Source organism: Micromonospora sp. NBS 11-29 (assembly GCF_002140155.1).
GTDB lineage: Bacteria > Actinomycetota > Actinomycetes > Mycobacteriales > Micromonosporaceae > Micromonospora.
In genome coordinates this window covers 67,963-85,590 of sequence record NZ_NAPR01000007.1, presented here as the reverse complement: position 1 = coordinate 85,590, position 17,628 = coordinate 67,963, and the positions used below count along the sequence as shown (strand labels likewise).

General features: G+C 73.8%; 16 protein-coding genes and 1 pseudogene. 8 read left to right on the top strand and 9 right to left on the bottom strand.

Annotation, left to right across the window (positions count from 1 at the left end):
- The first annotated feature begins 209 nt into the window (after positions 1-209).
- Positions 210-2,633, top strand: coding sequence for a helix-turn-helix domain-containing protein (locus B1205_RS10670; protein ID WP_089155468.1), 2,424 nt, complete (start codon positions 210-212; stop codon positions 2,631-2,633).
- Positions 2,634-2,750: 117 nt separating this feature from the next.
- A pseudogene (locus B1205_RS31200) lies at positions 2,751-3,419 on the top strand (DUF2306 domain-containing protein); the annotation flags it as partial.
- Positions 3,420-3,457: 38 nt separating this feature from the next.
- On the opposite strand, the gene eda reads toward B1205_RS31200, so the two are convergent.
- The 9 genes from eda to B1205_RS10620 all read right to left on the bottom strand — a co-directional run bounded on the left by eda (position 3,458) and on the right by B1205_RS10620 (position 11,800).
- Entirely contained in the window at positions 3,458-4,084 is a 627-nt protein-coding gene (gene eda, locus B1205_RS10660) for a bifunctional 4-hydroxy-2-oxoglutarate aldolase/2-dehydro-3-deoxy-phosphogluconate aldolase (RefSeq protein ID WP_089155467.1), read from the bottom strand.
- Positions 4,071-5,417, bottom strand: a complete 1,347-nt coding sequence (locus B1205_RS10655; protein ID WP_089155466.1) for an FGGY-family carbohydrate kinase — start codon at positions 5,415-5,417, stop codon at positions 4,071-4,073. Before B1205_RS10655 ends, eda begins: the two co-directional genes overlap by 14 nt.
- The gene (locus B1205_RS10650; protein WP_089155465.1) at positions 5,414-6,388 is read right to left on the bottom strand and encodes a 1-phosphofructokinase family hexose kinase; all 975 of its coding nucleotides are present in this window, start codon (positions 6,386-6,388) and stop codon (positions 5,414-5,416) included. Before B1205_RS10650 ends, B1205_RS10655 begins: the two co-directional genes overlap by 4 nt.
- A 3-nt stretch (positions 6,389-6,391) precedes the next feature.
- Positions 6,392-6,691: a hypothetical protein gene (locus B1205_RS10645; protein ID WP_089155464.1), complete on the bottom strand. Its 300-nt coding sequence runs from the start codon at positions 6,689-6,691 to the stop codon at positions 6,392-6,394.
- Positions 6,619-7,323, bottom strand: a complete 705-nt coding sequence (locus tag B1205_RS10640; protein WP_089155463.1) for a sugar phosphate isomerase/epimerase family protein — start codon at positions 7,321-7,323, stop codon at positions 6,619-6,621. Before B1205_RS10640 ends, B1205_RS10645 begins: the two co-directional genes overlap by 73 nt.
- Positions 7,324-7,352: 29 nt before the next feature.
- On the bottom strand, positions 7,353-8,390 hold the full coding sequence (locus B1205_RS10635) for an ABC transporter permease (protein ID WP_089155462.1): 1,038 nt from the start codon (positions 8,388-8,390) through the stop codon (positions 7,353-7,355).
- Positions 8,387-9,940: a sugar ABC transporter ATP-binding protein gene (locus B1205_RS10630; RefSeq protein WP_089155461.1), complete on the bottom strand. Its 1,554-nt coding sequence runs from the start codon at positions 9,938-9,940 to the stop codon at positions 8,387-8,389. Before B1205_RS10630 ends, B1205_RS10635 begins: the two co-directional genes overlap by 4 nt.
- Before the next feature lie 13 nt (positions 9,941-9,953).
- Positions 9,954-10,838, bottom strand: a complete 885-nt coding sequence (locus B1205_RS10625; protein WP_089155460.1) for a sugar ABC transporter substrate-binding protein — start codon at positions 10,836-10,838, stop codon at positions 9,954-9,956.
- Positions 10,835-11,800 carry a DeoR/GlpR family DNA-binding transcription regulator gene (locus tag B1205_RS10620; RefSeq protein ID WP_176308537.1) on the bottom strand — a complete coding sequence of 322 codons (966 nt, stop codon included), beginning with the start codon at positions 11,798-11,800 and terminating at the stop codon, positions 10,835-10,837. Before B1205_RS10620 ends, B1205_RS10625 begins: the two co-directional genes overlap by 4 nt.
- A 375-nt stretch (positions 11,801-12,175) precedes the next feature.
- On the opposite strand from B1205_RS10620, the gene B1205_RS10615 reads away from it, so the two are divergent.
- The 6 genes from B1205_RS10615 to B1205_RS10590 are packed head-to-tail and all read left to right on the top strand — an operon-like array spanning position 12,176 to position 17,626.
- Entirely contained in the window at positions 12,176-12,757 is a 582-nt protein-coding gene (locus tag B1205_RS10615) for a glucose-6-phosphate isomerase family protein (RefSeq protein WP_217809775.1), read from the top strand.
- The gene (gene deoC / locus B1205_RS10610) at positions 12,744-13,436 is read left to right on the top strand and encodes a deoxyribose-phosphate aldolase (protein WP_089155458.1); all 693 of its coding nucleotides are present in this window, start codon (positions 12,744-12,746) and stop codon (positions 13,434-13,436) included. Before B1205_RS10615 ends, deoC begins: the two co-directional genes overlap by 14 nt.
- Positions 13,433-14,386, top strand: coding sequence for a shikimate dehydrogenase family protein (locus B1205_RS10605; protein WP_217809774.1), 954 nt, complete (start codon positions 13,433-13,435; stop codon positions 14,384-14,386). The genes deoC and B1205_RS10605 overlap by 4 nt, the downstream gene beginning before the upstream one ends.
- Positions 14,383-15,216, top strand: a complete 834-nt coding sequence (locus B1205_RS10600) for an MBL fold metallo-hydrolase (protein WP_176308536.1) — start codon at positions 14,383-14,385, stop codon at positions 15,214-15,216. Before B1205_RS10605 ends, B1205_RS10600 begins: the two co-directional genes overlap by 4 nt.
- Entirely contained in the window at positions 15,213-16,106 is an 894-nt protein-coding gene (locus B1205_RS10595) for an SIS domain-containing protein (RefSeq protein WP_089155456.1), read from the top strand. The genes B1205_RS10600 and B1205_RS10595 overlap by 4 nt, the downstream gene beginning before the upstream one ends.
- Positions 16,103-17,626: a xylulokinase gene (locus tag B1205_RS10590; protein WP_089155455.1), complete on the top strand. Its 1,524-nt coding sequence runs from the start codon at positions 16,103-16,105 to the stop codon at positions 17,624-17,626. The genes B1205_RS10595 and B1205_RS10590 overlap by 4 nt, the downstream gene beginning before the upstream one ends.
- The last annotated feature ends 2 nt before the right edge of the window (positions 17,627-17,628 follow it).

Genomic DNA, 17,628 nt, shown 5'->3' with positions numbered 1-17,628 from the left:
CGGGTCGAGCCCGCCCCGGGACGGTGGCACGGGCCACCGGTGCGGTGCGGCGCATCCTGGACGGGGCTGGACAGCGCCGGACACCACCGGCCGCATCCGATCCACGACTGTCGGACATGTGCGTCGGCCTATGGACGCCTCCGATTCCGGCCCTACCCTCCCCCTGTCGGCTCCCCCGCGTCGCCGGGAGGGGTCGGCGGGGAGGCCGCATGTCCGACCGGGTGGGGCTTCGCGGCGCCGGCGTCACGCCGCCGGCCGCGAGCACGACCGACCGCTCCGCGCGTCCGCTGCTGCGCGCCGTCGATGCGACGCGGACCGTGCCCGAGCTGGCCGGCCTGCTGCGGGAGCTGCGCCGGCGGGAGGCCCGGCAGCAGGGCGAGACCCAGCTGACGTACCGGCAGTTGGCCGCGAAGACCGGCTGGTCGCGAGGGGTGATCGGGGAGTACTTCGCCGGGAACATCCTGCCGCCGACGGAGCGGTTCGACGTCCTGATCCGGCTGCTCGGGGCAACCGTGTCCGAACAGGGGGCGCTGGCCACCGCGCGGGACCGGGTGGAGGAGGCGCGACGACGACCCGACCCGGACGGAGCCGCCACCGTACGCACCGGCGGCGGGCGGGGCCGGGGCCGGCCGGCACCGCTGCCGGTCCCGCGTCAGTTGCCTCCGGCGCTGCCCGGCTTCGTCGGTCGGGCGGAGCAGTTGGCGCAGTTGGACGCCGGCGGTGATCCCGCCTCGACGGTCGTGGTGCTGTCGGGGACGGCCGGGGTGGGCAAGACGACGCTGGCGGTGCACTGGGCGCACCGCGCCGCCGACCGGTTCCCGGACGGCCAGCTCTACGTCGACCTGCGGGGCTTCGACTCCACCGGCGCGGTGGTGACACCGGCGGAGGCGGTCCACGGCTTCCTGGAGGTGCTCGGGGTGCCACCGGAGCGGATGCCCGTCCACCTGTCCGCGCAGGTCGGCCTCTACCGCAGCCTGCTGGCCGAACGCCGGGTCCTCGTGCTGCTGGACAACGCCCACGACGTCGAGCAGGTCCGGCCCCTGCTGCCGGGCAGCCCGGGCTGCCGGGTCCTGGTCACCAGCCGCAACCGGCTCGCCGGCCTGATCGCCGCCGAGGGCGCCCGGTCGATCACCGTCGGGCTGCTCAGCAGCGCCGAGTCCTGGCAGTTGCTGGCCCGGCGCCTCGGCGCGCACCGGTTGACGGTCGAGCCGCAGGTCGTCGACGAGATGGTCGAGCGGTGCGCGCGGCTGCCGTTGGCGCTGGCGGTGCTCGCCGCCCGGGGCGCGGCGCACCCCACGTTTCCGCTGGCCACCCTCGCCGCCGACCTGCGGGAGTCGGCACGGCTGTCGGACGCGTTCGACACCGGGGACGCCGGCACCGACGTACACGCGGTCTTCTCCTGGTCCTATCGGAGCCTGACCCCGGCGGCGGCGCGGCTGTTCCGGCTGATCGGCTGCCACCCGGGCCCGGAGGTGGGAATCCCGGCGGCGGCCAGCCTGGCCGGCCTGCCCCGGGCCCGGCTGCCCCGGCTGTTGGCCGAGCTGGCTGACGCGCACCTGGTCGCCGAGCACGCGCCCGGCCGGTTCGGCGCGCACGACCTGCTGCGGGCGTACGCGACCGAGCTGACCGAGCGGCTGGACCCGGACGACCAACGGCAGGCGGCGGTCCGCCGTGGACTGGACCACTACCTGCACTCCGCGCACGCCGCCGCGGTGCTGTTGCAGCCGGGCTGGGACCCGACCGCCCTGAGCGACGCCCTGCCCGGCGTGGTGCCCGAGCGGATCACCGACCAGGGGCAGGCGCTGGCCTGGTTCACCGCCGAGCACCGGGTGCTCCTGGCGGCGGTGGTCCACGCGGGGCGCACCCGCTGCGACGGTCACGCCTGGCGGCTGGCCCGTACCCTGGTGGACTTCCTGCAACGCCAGGGACGCTGGTCGGACCTGGCCGACGCGCAGCGGGTCGCGCTGGCCGCCGCCGGGCGGGCGGGCGAACCCGCCGGCCAGGCCAACGCCCACCGCGACCTCGCCCGCGCCCTGGTGCGGCTGGGCCGGGAGGAGGAGGCCGCCGGTCACTACCGCAGCGCGCTGGCCCTCTTCGCGGAGCTGGGAGATCACAGCGGCCAGGCCCGCACCCACCGCGCGTTCGGCGCGATGCTGGACGCGCTGGGCCGGTACGAGGAGTCGCTGCACCACGCGACGCGGGCGTTGGCGCTCTACGAGCACACCGGCCATCCGGCCGGCCAGGCCAGCGCCCGCAACGCGGTGGGCTGGGCGTACGCCCGACTCGGCCGGTACGGCGCGGCGCGCGAGCACTGCGAGCAGGCGTTGGCGTTGCTGCGCCGGACCGACGACCGGCACGGTGAGGCGAACACCTGGGACAGCCTCGGCTTCATCCACGACCGGCTCGGGCACCACCGCCGGGCGACCCGGTGCTACGGCCGGGCGCTGACGCTCTACCAGCGCATCGGCGACCGGTACGACGAGGCGGACACCCTGACCCGGCTCGGTGAGAGCCGGCACGCCGCCGGGGACCGGCCCGGTGCGCTCCGCACCTGGCGGCGTGCCCTGGCCATCCTCGACGGCCTCGGTCATCCGGACGCCGAGCGGGTACGCGAACGGCTGGCCGTCGCATGACCCCCGCGGCCGGTGCGGTGGTGCCAGCACCACCGGATCCCGGGAGTGGGCACCGCTGACCGGACGGCACGGGGCGGCGCATCGTTTCCCCAAACCGGATCGACGCAGGGAGACGACATGCCCACCAGGACCGACGGCCCGCGATCCGCGCCCGCCACCGGCGCTCCGACCAGCCCGGCGGGGCGGCAACTGCGCTGGGTGGTGCCGCTCCTGCTGGTCGCCGTCGCGTTCGTCGGCTACGCGCTGCCGCCCTATCTGTCGCTGGACCCGAGCCGGTCCCGGTTACCGGTCCAGGAGGCGCACCCGCAGTACTACCCGCTGCTGGTGGCGCACATCCTGTTCGGCTCGGTGGCCCTGCTCGCCGGCTGTTTCCAGGTGTGGCCGTGGTTCCGCCGCCGCTACCCGGCCGCCCACCGATGGACGGGTCGGGTGTACCTGTTCGGCGGGGTCCTGCCCGGCGGCGTCGCGGTGCTGGGCGTGGCGCCGCTGAGCAGCACCGGCTTCGTCTCCCAGGTCGGCAACACCATGCTGGCGGTCCTCTGGCTGGTCACCGCGGTCGCCGGGTACCGCGCGGCGCGGCGACGCCGGTTCGTCGAGCATCGCCGGTGGATGGTGCGCAGCTACGCGTTGACCCTGTCGATCGTGGTGAACCGGCTCTGGGTCGTGCTCTTCGTCGTCCTGCTCCTGCCCCAGGTCGACACGACCTACGGCGGCGACCAGGACGCCATGATCCGGGCCGCGGCCGGCGCCAGCGTCTGGATGAGCTGGGTGGTCAACCTGATCGTCGCGCAGTGGTGGCTGGATCGGGGTCGTCCCCGGCCGGCTCAGGGAGCCGCGACGGCGGCCACGGTGGCGGCGGTGAGTTCGGCGATCCGGCCGAAGTCCCCCGCCGCGACGGCGGCCCGGGGAACCATCCAGCTTCCCCCCACGGCCAGCACCGACGGCAGGGCGAGGTAGTCGGCGGCCGAGGCCGCGTCGATGCCGCCCGTGGGCACGAACCGGACCTGGCCGAACGGAGCGGCCAGCGCGGAGATCGCCGCGGGACCGCCGGAGGTGCCGGCGGGGAAGAACTTCAACACCGAGACGCCCTCCTCCAGGGCGGCCATCACCTCGGTCGCGGTGACCGCGCCGGGCAGGGCGAAGACGCCGTGCTCGGCGCAGCGGCGGAGCACCGTCGCGCTGAACCCGGGCGAGACCACGAACCGGGCGCCGGCCTCGACCGCCGCGTCGACCTGGGCGACGGTGGTCACCGTGCCGGCGCCGACCGTCACCCCGCCGTGGGCGGACATCCGGGCGATCGCCTCGGCCGCCGCCGGCGTACGGAAGGTCACCTCGGCGACCGGCAGGCCGGCGCCGGCCAGCGCGTCGGCCAGGGGTTCGGCGTGGGCGGCGTCGTCGAGGACGACGACCGGCACGATCCGGTGCCGGCCCAGCAGGTCAGCGATGCTCATCGGTGGTGGTCTCCTCGTTCTCGGCGGTGATCAGGTGGGCGGGCAGGTCGGCGCTGCCGGTGGCGCCGAGCTGCGCGAGGACGGCCACCCCGAGCACGGTCGGCTCGGGTTCGGCGACGAAGCGCAGCCGACGGTCGGTGGCCTCCTGCCGCAGCCGACGCCAGGTCGGCCAGGCTGCGGCGACGCCGCCGATGGTGACGTCGGCGATCGCGGTGTCGGCGAGCTGACCCAGCCGCGCGGTGGTGGTCTCGGCCTCCACCGCGAGGCCCTTGAGCAGGCTGGCCATGGCGTGCCCGCGGGTGATCTCCATGGGCAGGGCGGCGAGCTGGGCCCGTCGGTGGTCCGCGTCGATCACCGCCGGGTCGGTCTCGTCGGCGACTCCGGCCAGCTCGTCCCACATGGTCGCGTCATCGACGCCAGGGTAGAGCAGGTCCCGCCAGGCCCGGTAGTACCGGCCCGAGGGCGTGGCCCGGTGCACGAACCGCAGCCCGCCGGCGACGAAGACGCCCGCGTCCACGCCGGGGGCGAGGGTCGCCGGCAGGTGCTCCAGGAGCAGGAGCTGGGCCTCGGAGGTGCCGGCCGAGACGTACACGTCGCCGGGACGACGGACGCCGCTGCCGAACGCGCCGCACATGTGGTCGTGCCCGCCGGTGACCACCGGGACCCCGGCCGGGAGCACCCCGGCCCCCGAGGTCCGTCCCACCACGGTCGCGCTGCCCACCAGCTCGGGGGCGGCCAGGCCGGGCAGCCCCAGCTCGGCCAGGGCGCCGTCGTGCAGGACGCCGGCCCGCAGGTCCAGCAGCCCGGTGCGGGAGGCGTGCGAGATGTTGAGGAAGACCGGCGCGGCGCGGTCCGCCAGCAGGTCCCGGGCGACGTGGTCGGCGAGCGAGGTGAACGTCCGCGCGGCGGCGACCGTCTCCGGCAGGTGCCGGGCCAACCAGCGGAGCTTGAACACCGAGAACGTGTCGTCGGTGTCCGCCCACCGGCCGGCGAGCGGTTCGGTCTCCCGCTCCGACCAGCCGTGCCCGGCGTGCCAGACCAGCACCGGGGCGGTCACCCGACCGTCACCCGAGAGGAGTACGACCTCCTCGCCCACCGAGCCGACCGACACCCCGGCCAGCGCGGCCGGGCGCACCGCCGGATCGGCCAGGAGCTGGCGCAGCAGCTCGGCGACCATGCCGGTGACCTGCCCGGCGTCCCGCCGCCCACCCCACGGGTCGGCCTCGGCCGGGGTGGGGGTGGCGCGCAGGGCGACCAACCGGCCGGTGCCGGCGTCGTAGCAGCCGACCTTGGTCCGGGTGGTGCCGATGTCGACGCCGATGAACTGGCTCATCGCCGCACCGGCCCGACCTGTTCGACGGTGACCACCTGCCGGAGCCGGGCGACCAGTTCCGGGTCGATGTCGGGGGTGAGCGAGGCGGCGTTGGCCGCGCCCATCGCGGCGGCCAGGGTCAGCGCGGTGGCCGGCGGCTCGCCGCCACCCAGGGCGACCGCCAGGCCGGCCAAAAACGAGTCCCCGGAGCCGGTGGCGTTGACCGTCTCCACCGTCGGCGTGTCGGCCAGCAGCTCGACCGCGCCGTCGAAGAAGACCGCCCCGTCCGCGCCGAGCGTCACCACCAGGGTCGCGCCGGTGTCGGCGTGCAGCTCCCGGATCGCGTCGCCGGTGGCGACCCGGTCCGGCAGCGGGCGGCCGAGCACCCCGGCGAGTTCCTCGGCGTTGGGTTTGACCACGAACCGCCCGGCGGCGGGCTCGGCCCGCAGGTCGTCGAGCACCCCGGCCAGCGCGTCGCCGTGCGCGTCGACCAAAACCGTCGCGCCCCGGGCGAGCGCCGTGCGGGCGATCCGGGCGTGCAGGTCGGCCCCGCTGCCCGGCGGGAGGCTGCCGGTGCTGACCAGCACGTCACCGGGCTCCACCTCGGACGCCAGGACGGCCAGCAGGCGGTCGGTGTCGAGCGCGGTGACCTCCGGGCCGCGCTCGTTGAGCACGGTCGAGCGCCCGGTGCTGCGTTCGATCACCACCGGGGTCACCCGGGTCTCGCCGGTGACCTCGACGTGCCGGTCCGAGATGCCGAGGTCGGCGCAGCCCCGCCGGATCACCTCGCCGCTGGCGCCGCCGAGGAAGCCGTACGCGGCGACCGTGGCGCCGAGTCGACGGGCACCCCGAGCGACGATCATGCCCTTCCCGCCGGGCAGGGTACGCACCGTCGTGACCCGGTTGACCTCGAAGGGGTGGAACTGCTCCACCACCTGGAGCCGGTCCAGCGCCGGGTTGGGGCAGACCACGTGCAGGGTGAACGACGACATGGGTTACTCGGACTCGATCTGGTAGAGCGCGTACAGCTCCTCGTCGGTGGCGGCCAGCACCTCGTCCTCCCGCTCCCGGAAGGTACGGGCGGTGACGCCGACCAGCTCGTCGAGGCGCTCCGGCTCCGGCGGCAGGTTCATCGCCGCGTACGGGTTGCCGCCGGCGCCGAGGGGTTCGGCCGAGCAGTAGTTGTCGCCGCGCTGGTAGCCGACGGCGTACAGCGCCATGATCACCACGTCGAGGTCGAGCAGGCCGTGCCCGAGGGCCCGCCGGTTGGTGTCGGCCAGGTGCAGGTTGAGCATCCGGTGGCCGTGCTCCAGGATGGTCGCGCCGATGTGCAGCTCGCCGCTGAGCATGTGGTAGAGNCCTCGGCGAAGGTGTGCACGATGCTGGTCTCCTCGGGCCGGATCGGCTCCACCGCGCCCCGGATCCCGGCGGCGGCGAAGTCGTCGGCGACCAGGCGCATGGTCGCCGCCGAGCGCTCCGTCTCGTAGGAGTCGAACGCGCCGGGGCGACCCACCGAGGCCGCGCCGAAGAGCAGGTAGCTCCCGCCGACCGCCTGGGTGAACTGGGCCTGGCGGCGGAAGTACTCGATCGCCCGGGCCCGTACGTGCGGCAGCTTGTGCGCGAACTCCTGGTCCGGGGTGACCATGCCGCACACGCCGGAGACGGTGATGCCGTGGTCGCCGAGCACCCGGAGGGTCTCCTCGGGCCGGTAGCCGAGGTCGGGCGAGTAGAGGTTGCCGTGCAGCTCGATGTGGCGCACGCCGTGGCGCTCCAGCCGGGCCGCCGAGACGGCCAGTTCCTCCGTGCCGAAGCCCCAGTTGCTCCAGCCGAACTTCAGGCGCGGCTCGTTGTCGGTGTGCGCGCGGCGGGCCTCGACGAAGGCCCGGACGACGCGCTGGTCGTGCTCGCGGAAGGGTTGTGGCTTCACGGTGTGTCCTTAGCGGTCGAGGGTGGTGGTCAGGCCTTCTTCTGCCGGGCGACGAGCCGCTGGCGCAGCCGGGCCGGGCTCAGGTGCCGCAGGTTGCCCTGCCGCCACTGGTCGAACAGCGCGGCCAGCACGATGACCAGACCGATGCTGAGCTGCTGGAGGAAGGGCGAGAGCGCGAGCAGGATGAAGGCGTTACGCAGCACGCCGAGCAGACAGGCGCCGAGGAAGGCGCCGATGATCGAGCCCCGGCCACCGGAGAGGCTGGCCCCACCGATCACGGCCGCGGCGATGACGTCCAGCTCGTACCCCATGCCGGCCTGGGCCTCGGCCACGCCGACCTGGGTGGCGAAGACGATGCCGGCGACGCCGGCCAGGGTGCCGATCAGGACGAAGGTGAGGATCCGGGTACGGCCCACCGGGATGCCGCCGGTGCGTGCGGCCGCGTCGTTGTCACCGATGGCGGTGACCCGCAGGCCGAAGACGGTCCGGGTGAGCAGGAGCTGACCGAGCACGACCAGCACCAGGAAGATGATCACGCTGACCGGGATGCCGCCGAAGACCCGGCCCTGCCCGATGAAGGACAGCTCGCTGGGCATGGACTGGGGCAGCCCGCCGGTGAGCAACTGGGTCAGTCCTCGGGCGATGGAGAGCATGCCGAGGGTGACGATGAACGAGCTCACCCGGCCGAGCACCACGACGCTGCCGACCGCGAAGCCGGCGAGCGCGCCGACGCCGATGCCGATGGCCATCGCGAGCCACGGGTTGACCCCGTTGCCGTAGGCCGCGCCGGCGCTGACCGCCGAGAGGGCCAGCACCGAGCCGACCGAGAGGTCGATCTCCTTGGAGATGAGCACGAACGTCTGGCCGACGGCGATGATGCCGACCACGACGACGGTCTGCAGGACGTTGTAGAGGTTGTCCGTACGCAGGAAGTTCTCGTTGGCCAGACTGACCAGGAGGGCGAGCACGATGATGACACCGAGCAGCCCGGTTTCCTGCCGTTTGACCAGGGACAGGGCGCCGTCCTTCCAGGAACGGTCCTGCCGCTGCGCGACTGTGGCCTTCATTCTGTTCCTTCGGTAGCGCCCATGGCGGCGGCGACGATGGGAGTGGGTCCGGCGGTGTTCGGGGCGTCCAGGGTCAGCCGGCCGTTCCGGACGACGACGACCCGGTCGGCCAGCTCGACGACCTCCTCCAACTCGGAGGAGATGAACCAGACGGCGAGGCCCTCGTCGTGGGCCAGCGCCCGGAGGGTGGCGTAGATCTCGGCCTTGGTGCCGACGTCGACGCCCCGGGTCGGCTCGTCGAGGATCAGCACTCTGGGCCGGGCGGCCAGCGCCCGGGCCAGCAGCACCTTCTGTTGGTTGCCGCCGGAGAGCGAGGTGATCGGCGCCTGGGTGGAGGCGGCCTTGACGCCGAAGCGCTGCGCCAGTTCCCGGGCCTGGTTGGCGGCCCGGCGGCCGGATACCCAGCCGAGGCGGCCCAGGTTGGACAGGATGCGGACGACGAGGTTGTAGCCGACGTCCTGGGCGTGGAAGACCTCGGTGCGGCGTTCCTCGGCGACGTAGGCGACGCCGAGGCGCTGGGCCCGACCGGGGTTGCCGATGTGCACCGGTCGGTCGCCGAGGGAGATCCGGCCCCGGTTGACCGGACGCAGCCCGATGACCGCCTCGGCGATCTCGGTACGCCCCGCGCCCACCAGCCCGGCCATCCCGACGATCTCGCCCTTGTGGACGGCGAAGCTGACGTCGGTGAAGCCCTCGCCGGTCAGGCCGGCCAGTTCGAGGGCGACCTCGGCCTGACGGGAGGCCGGGGTACGGTCGGCGACCACCTCGGAGACGACCTTGCTCTTGCGTTCGCCGGCCATCAGGGCCACCGCCCGCTGCTGGTCGATCTCGGCGGGCGGGCCGGCCGCGACGAAGGCGCCGTCGCGGAGCACGATCACGTTGTCGACGATCGAGTAGACCTCCGCAAGACGGTGGCTGACCAGCACCACCGCCACGCCCTCGTCCCGCAGCCGACCCATCACCGCGAAGAGCCGCTCGGACTCCTCGTGGGTGAGGCTGGAGTTCGGCTCGTCCAGGAAGAGCACCTTCGGCTGCCGGGACAGCGCCCGGACGATGTCGACCATCTGCCGGGAGGCGGCCGAGAGGTTCCGGCAGATGGTCGACGGGTCGGGCAGGTAGTCGGCCATCTGGAGCCGGGCCAGCAGTTCCCGGGCCCGTTGCACGTTGCGTCCCCGCTGGGCGCGGCCGTACGCGGGCCGCTCACCGAGGTCGTAGAGGAACAGGTTGTCGGCGATGGTCAGCTCGCTGATCAACAGCGGTTCCTGGTTCACCACCACGACACCGGCGGCGATCGCCTCCAACGGCGAGCCGAAGGAGACCTCGCGGCCGTCGAGGACGAGCCGACCGCTGTCCGGCTGCATCTGCCCGGAGCAGAGTCGGATCAGGGTGGACTTGCCGGCGCCGTTCTCGCCGAGCAGTCCGGTCACCTGGCCGGCCGGGAACTCCAGCGACACGTCGCGCAGAGCCCGGACCGCGCCGAAGGACTTCGCCAGGCCGGCGGCCACCAGGGCCGCCGGCCGGACGTCGCCCACGGGGGACGTGGATGTCATGAAGGGATCCCGATCAGGAGGCGCCGGGGGCACCGGTGGGCAGTACCGACGGGTCGTGCTCAGAGAGGTTCTCCTTGGTCACGAACGGCGCCGTGGCCTCCTGGAGGACCGGGCTCGGCTTGTTGCCGGTCACCGCGGCGTTGTACAGCTCGATCGCCACGTTGTAGCCCTGCCCGAAGGCGTCCTGGCCGATCACGCCGTACATCGAGCCGTTCTTGATCGCCTCGATGTTCTCCGCGGTGATGTCGTAGCCGATGACCTTGACGGTCTCCTGCTTGTTGGCCGCGGCGACGGCCTGGGCCGCGCCGAACGGACCACCGGCGGTGGCGTAGATGCCGACCAGGTCGGCGTTGGACTGGAGGTAGTTCTGCGCGGCGGAGAAGGTGTTCGACGCGGAGTCCCGGGCCTCGACGCCCTGGTTGACCGGGGTCAGCGAGGAGCCCTTCAGGCCGTCGACGAAGCCCTGCCGACGCTGCTCGGAACCGGGCGCGGTGAACTGGCTGACGATGATGCCGACCTTGCCGGCCCGGCCGTTGGCCGCCTTGACCATTTCCTGGGCGGCGAGCTGCCCGGCCTTGAACTGCTCCTGGGCGTAGGCGACGGTGCCACCGGAGGTCTCCACGCACTCGAACAGCGTGTTGTAGGCGCCCATCTGCTTGCCCTTGGCCGACAGCGTCTTCACGTCGGTGCAGTTGCCCTCACCGGCGATGAAGAAGCCCACGCCGTCGTAGCCCTGGGCGTCGGCGGCGCGGATGGCGCTGGAGACGGTCTGCACGTCGATGTTGTCGCCGGCGACGATCCAGTCGACCTTGCCCTTGCGGTCGGCCAGCACCCGGTTGGCGTAGTCGGCACCGCTCTTGACCGACACCCAGTACGGGTTGTTGGCGAAGCCGATCATGGCGATCCGGACGTCGTCGTCCGGTGCCTGGTCGGTCGNCCCTCGATCGGGTCGGTCGGCTCGCCGCTGGCGGCGTTGTCACCGCCGCCGCCGCAGGCCGCGGTGGCGAGGGTGACGGCGAGAAGGGCGGCGACACTGCGGCTGACTGCCCTGCCGCGGGTCCGGTATTTCACTGTTCCTCCAGGGGGGTGGGGCGAGGGGTGGTGCGAACATCGGCGGCGGGCGGCTCGGCGAGACGGACGGAGACCCCTCGGGTACGCAGGTCGGCCAGGCTCGCGTCGTCGACGCNCGTCGCCCTCGCCGTATCGGCAGGCGGCCCGGAGGCCGAACTTGGTGTGGTCGACCATCAGCACCGCCTTCTGCGCGGAGGCGAGCACCGCTGCCTTGACGGCGGCCTCGGCCGGGTCCGGCGTGGAGAGCCCCCAGCCGGGGTCGATGGCGTTCGTGCCGACGAAGGCGACGTCGAAGCGCAGGTCGGCCAGCCGGCCGAGGGCCCAGCCGTCGACCTCGGCGTAGCTGGCCGGGCGCACCCGACCGCCGATGGTCATCACGGTGGAGCGCGACCGGTCGGTCAGTTCCAGGGCGATCTGCAGGCCGTTGGTGACGATCAGCAGGTCTCCCCGGTCCGGGAGCAGCCCGGCGAGGTGACCGGTGGTGGAGCCGGCCTCGATGAAGACGGCGCCGAACGGGGGAATCTCGGCCAGGGCCGCCCGGGCGACGGCCCGCTTCTCCGCGCGTTGCTGGGAGAGCCGGCCGGCGATCCGGTCCTCGACGGCGAGGCTGCCGTGCGCGACCGCGCCACCGTGGATCCGGCGCAGCTCACCGGCGCTCTCCAGGGCACGCAGGTCACGCCGGATGGTCTCGGAGTTCACCGCGAAGCGCGCGGAGAGTGTGGCCGCGTCCACACGGCCGGCGGCACGCACCAGTTCCGTGATCTCGAGGCGTCGGGTAGCCGGGTTCATGCGACGCCTCCTTCCGGCGAGCGCGGTGGACTCCCACATGGATTTCCCACATCCGCTGTGCGTTCCGGCGACCGTCACGCCCAGCTTGGGGAGCAACACTACATCCGGGTTTCGCAAAGTCAACGGCATGTTTCCGGCCGGGTCCCATGATCGGAAACTTTCGGTAGCGCGGCTACTCCGATTTAGGGTTTTTGCTCCTTATTCCTGGCGTGAACCCTGACCCTCACCGCGCGCTTGCTGCCCGGATGGGAGGTTTACTACATGCCGCAGAGGGCCGCATTGCGGGAGGGTGACAAATTCTTGTAGCTTTGCTACAAAGCAATCCGGGAGGCGCGCCACTTCGGGCTGGCGTCTCCGGCGAGCAGGAGGAACACGGTGACGAAACCGCTGCCCGGCCCCGGCCTGGTGATCACCCCCGAGGGCATGACCGGCCGCACCGGCCGGTACGAGAAGCGCCTCGCCGACCTCGGTGGGCTCTTCGCCGACGACGAGGCGTTCGCCGCCCGACTGACCGCCGAGGCCGACCGGGTGATCTACCACGTCGACGAATACCGGCCCTCGACCGCCGCGGGTGACCTGATCACCGGCATCTCGACGCTCTCACCCGGTCGCGTCGGCACGGAGTTCCACATGACCCGGGGCCACATCCACGCCCAGCACGACCGCACCGAGATCTACCACTGCCTGTCCGGCCACGGGCTGATGCTGATGGAGACGCTCGACGGGCAGACCGTGGTGACCGAGCTGCGGCCGGGCGTCGTCGCGTACGTGCCGCCGGTGCACATCCACCGCAGCGTCAACCTCGGCGACACCGACCTGGTCACCCTCTTCTGCTACCCGGCCGACGCCGGGCAGGACTACGACATCATCGCCCGCGCCGGCGGGATGCGGCACCGGGCGGTCGTCGACGGCGACGGCTGGCGGCTGACGGAGAACGACGGCTATGTCGCCCGCTGAGCTGACCGGGCACGCGCTGGCCCGCATGGTCGACATCAGCGCCGTACAGGCCCAGCACGGGCGGGCCGACATCGAGGAACTGGCCCGGCACGCGCTGGCCGGTGACTTCGTCGCCGCCCACGTGCTCCCCTCCTGGCTCCCCCTGCTCCGTGAGCTGCTGGCCGGGTCGACCACCAACGCCGGCTCCCCGGTCGGCTTCCCCTCCGGTGGCTCGGCCACCCCGGTCAAGGTGGCCGAGGCGCGCTGGCTGCTCGACGCCGGCGTGCAGGAGATGGACGTGGTGATGAACATCGGCCTGCTCCGCTCCGGCGAGCTGGCCGCCGCCACCCGGGACGTCGCCGCCGTGCTCGACGCGGTCGACGGGCGGGTGCCGGTGAAGGTCATCCTGGAGGTCGGTCTGCTCGACGACGCCCAGCTCCGGGCCGCCGCCGAGGCGGCCGTCGCGGCCGGCGCCCAGTCACTCAAGACCGGCACCGGCTGGCAGGGCGTGGCCACCACCGAGGCGCACGTACGGGTGCTGCGCGAGGTCGGCGGGCCGGACCGGGAGATCAAGGCCTCCGGCGGCATCCGGTCGCTGGACCAGATCCAGGCGTTGCGCGCCGCCGGGGCCACCCGGTTCGGCATCAACACCGCCCACGCCGTACGGCTGGTCGGCGAGGCCGGGAAGGCGGCACGGTGACCCGCGAGACCCTGACCCCGGACACGCTGCGGCCGGCGCGGCGACCCACGATGTACTTCATCGGGGTCAGCACCGGTTCCTCGGCGGTGCACCGGGTCTTCGCCGCCTGGCGTCCCCTGCTCGGCCTGGACGACGTCGACCTGGTCGGCATCGACGTGCCGGTCGGCGCCGACCCGGAGACCTACCGGCGGGTGGTCGCGCACCTGCGCGACGACGAGCTGTCCCGGGGCGCGCTGGTCACCACCCACAAGATCGACCTCTACACCTCCTGCCGGGACCTGCTGCGCACCGTCAACGACGACGCCGCCCGGCTGGGCGAGGTCAGCGCCCTGGTCGCCCGCGACGGCAGCATCGACGGGCTGGCCCTGGACACGATCACCAGCCGGCTGGCACTGGAGGCGATCGTCGCCGACCTGGCCGGACGCGAGGTGCTGGTGATGGGCGCCGGCGGTGCGGCGCTGGCGCTCTGCGACTACTTCGCCCACCGGGCCGGCGCCGCCGCGCCCGCGCGGGTGGTGGTCACCGACATCTCCGCCGACCGGTTGGCCGCCCTCGCCGAGGGCGTCGGCGCCGGCGACCCGGCGATCACCTGGCAGACCCGTCGACTCGCCCCCGGCGAGGTGCACGACGCGCTCCTGGCCGACCTGGCCCCGGGCGCCCTGGTGGTCAACGCCACCGGGATGGGCAAGGACCGTCCCGGCTCACCGCTGAGCGACGCCGCCCGGTTCCCGCACGGCGGGTACGCCTGGGAGTTCAACTACCGGGGCGAGCTGGACTTCCTGCGCCAGGCACGGGCCCGCGCCGAGGCCGACGCGCTGACCGTCAGCGACGGCTGGCACTACTTCGTGCACGGCTGGACCCGGGCCATCGACGCGGTCTTCGACCTGGGCCTGCCGACCAGCGGACCCGGGTTCGACCGGCTCGACGACGCGGCGCAGGGGGTGCGGTGACCCTGCGGGCACGCTGGCTGGGGCAGGCCGGCTTCTGGCTCACCCTGGCCGGCGCCGCCGGCCGGGAGCCGGGCTCCGACGCGCACCTGCTCGTCGACCCGTACCTGTCGGACTCGCTGGCCGTCAAGTACGCCGGCACCGTCTTCCCGCACCTGCGGCTGCGCCCGGCCCCGGTCGACGTGGCCGGGCTGCCGGCGCTGGCCGGCGTGCTCTGCTCACACGCGCACACCGACCACATGGACCCGGACACGCTCACCCCGCTGCTGGGCGCCCAGCCCCGGCTCCGGGTGGCCTGCCCGCGACCGGTGCTGGCCGAGGCCGCCCGCCGCAGCGGCGCGACCCCGGACCGCCTCGACGGGCTGGCCGACGGCGACCAGGTCCGGTACGGCCCGTTCACGGTCACCGCCGTGCCGGCCGCGCACGAGCAGCGGCGGCGCGACGCCGACGGCGCCGACCACTTCCTCGGCTACGTCGTCGAGGCCGGCGGCGTACGCGTCTACCACTCCGGGGACTGCGCGCCCTGGCCCGGTCAGGACGACCGGCTGCGCGGCCTCGGCATCGACGTGGCGCTGCTGCCGGTGAACGGCCGCGACGCCCACCGACTGGCCAACGGGGTGCCCGGCAACTTCACCTTCGCCGAGGCCGTGGACCTGTGCGCCCGTACCGGCATCCGAACCCTCGTCCCACATCATTGGGGCATGTTTGCCTTCAACACCGTCGATCCGAGCACCTTCGACCACGATGACGCCGCGCGGCGCGGGGTGACCGTGCGCGTACCCGAGCACGGCGGCGACCTCGACCTGACCGGCGCGCGGGCGGGTGCGCGATGAGCGACGGACCCGTCCTGGCCAAGATCAGCAGCAGTCTGGAGAGCCTGCGCCGCTCGGAGCGGAAGGTCGCCGACGTGGTGCTGGCCGACCCGCACGCGGTGGTCCGGATGACCCTGGCCGAACTCGCCGAGGCGGTCGGGGTCAGCCAGCCCACCATCGTCCGGTTCGCCAACGCGATCGGCTGCGACGGCTTCCACGACTTCCGCATCGCGCTGGCCCAGAGCGTCGCCCTCGGCATCCCGGCGACCCAGTCGGTGATCGAGTCCCGGGACGACACCGCCACCACGGTCAGCAAGATCTTCGACTTCTCCATCACCTCGCTCGACCACGTCCGCCGTCACCTGGACCTGGCCGCGCTGGAGGCGGCGGCGGAGGCCCTGGCCGCCGCCGACCGGATCGTCTTCATCGGCCTGGGCGCCTCCGGCATCGTGGCGATGGACGCCGAGCAGAAGTTCCCGCTCTTCGGCGCCGCCTGTTCCGCGCCGATCGACACCCACCAGCAGTTCCTCGCCGCGTCGGTGAGCACCCCGTCGACCGTGCTGGTGGCCATCTCCAACACCGGCCGCACCGTCTCCATCCTGGACACCGTGCGGGTGGCCCGGGAACGGGGCGCCACCGTCGTCGGGATCACCGGCGGCCCGTCACCGCTGGCCGAGCTGAGCACCGTCGCGCTGGTGGTGGAGTCGCTGGACAACACCGACGTCTACACCCCGACCATCTCCCGGCTGGCGCAACTCGTCGTCGTCGACGCGCTGGCCACCATGGTGCTGCTGCGCCGCGGCGAGCCCGCGCTGTCCGACATCCGGACCATGAAGGCCCGGCTGTCGCAGATGCGCTCCGGGCTGCACCACGAGATGATCCTCGACCCGAACCGGCGGGGGCGGTCATGACCGACGTCGCGCTCGCCTTCGACCTCGGCACCGGCGGCTGCAAGGCGGCCCTGGTCGACCTGGACGCCCGCGTGTTGCGGACGACGTTCACCGCGTACCCGACGTCCTATCCGGCGCCGGGCCGGCACGAGCAGCGCCCGGCCGACTGGTGGGACGCGGTCGTCGCCTCCACCCGCGAACTGCTGGCCGGCGACGCCGGCCGGCACCGGGTGGTCGCGGTCGGGCTCTCCGGGCACAGCCTGGCCATGGTGCCGGTGGACGCGGCCGGCGAACCGCTGCTGGCGGCGGTGCCGATCTGGTCGGACACCCGGGGCGAGTCGGCCGCCGCCGACTACTTCGCCGCCGTCGACGAGACGCACTGGTACACCCGCACCGGCAACGGCTTCCCCCGCGGCATGTACACCGTGTTCAAGGCCGCCTGGCTGCGCGCGACGCAGCCGGACGTCGCCGGCCGGACCACCCGGGTGCTGGGCAGCAAGGACTGGATCAACGCGCGGCTCACCGGCGCCCTGGTGACCGACGCCAGCTACGCCTCCGGCAGCGGCGCCTACGACCTGCACGAGCGCCGGATGCTCCCGGAGGTGCTGAACGCCCTCGACCTGCCGGCCGGCTGGTGGCCGGAGGTCGTGCCGGCCACCACGGTGATCGGGCGGGTCACGCCCGAGGCGGCCGCCGCCACCGGGCTGCCGGCCGGAGTGCCGGTGGTCGCCGGCGGGGTGGACAACTCCTGCATGGCGCTCGGCGCCGGGCTGGACCGCGCCGGCGGGGCGTACCTCTCCCTGGGCTCCTCGAACTGGGTCACCGTGGCCGGCACCGAGCCGGTGCTCGACCCGGTCGCCCGGCCGTTCGTCTTCGACCACGTCCTGCCCGACCTCTACGTCTCGGCGCTGTCCACCTTCGGCGGGGGCAGCAGCCTGACCTGGCTGGCCGGGCTGCTCGGCCGGGACGGCGACCTCGACGCGCTGCTCGACGCCGCCGCCGCCGCGCCGGTCGGCGCGAACGGACTGACCTGCGTACCCACCCTGGCCGGCGGCACCGTCGCCGAGGGCGGACCGACGGTACGCGGGGCGTACCTCGGGCTCGACCTCGGGCACACCCACGGTGACCTGGCCCGCGCGCTGGTCGAGGGGATCGGGTTCAGCCTGGCCGACGCCGCCGCCACGATGCTCGCCCCGGCACCCGCCGGGACGTCGATCAGCGCCACCGGCGGCGGGGCCCGCGCCGGCCTGCTGCTCCAGGTCCTGGCCGACCTGATCGGCCGGCCGGTGCACCGCCCGGACGACGCCCAGCACGGCGCCGCCCTCGGCGCCGCCACCCTGGCGCTGCTGGGCGTGGGCGCGTGGTCGGACACCACCGCCCTGCACACCACCCGGCCCTCGGCCGTGCGGATGTCGCCCCGGCCCGAGCTGGCCGACGCGTACGCCCTGCCCCGGGCCCGCTTCGACGCCGCCCGCGCGGCCACCCGGGCGCACGCCGCGGCCACCCCGACCAACCACGAAACGCCTCACCGAACACCCTAGGG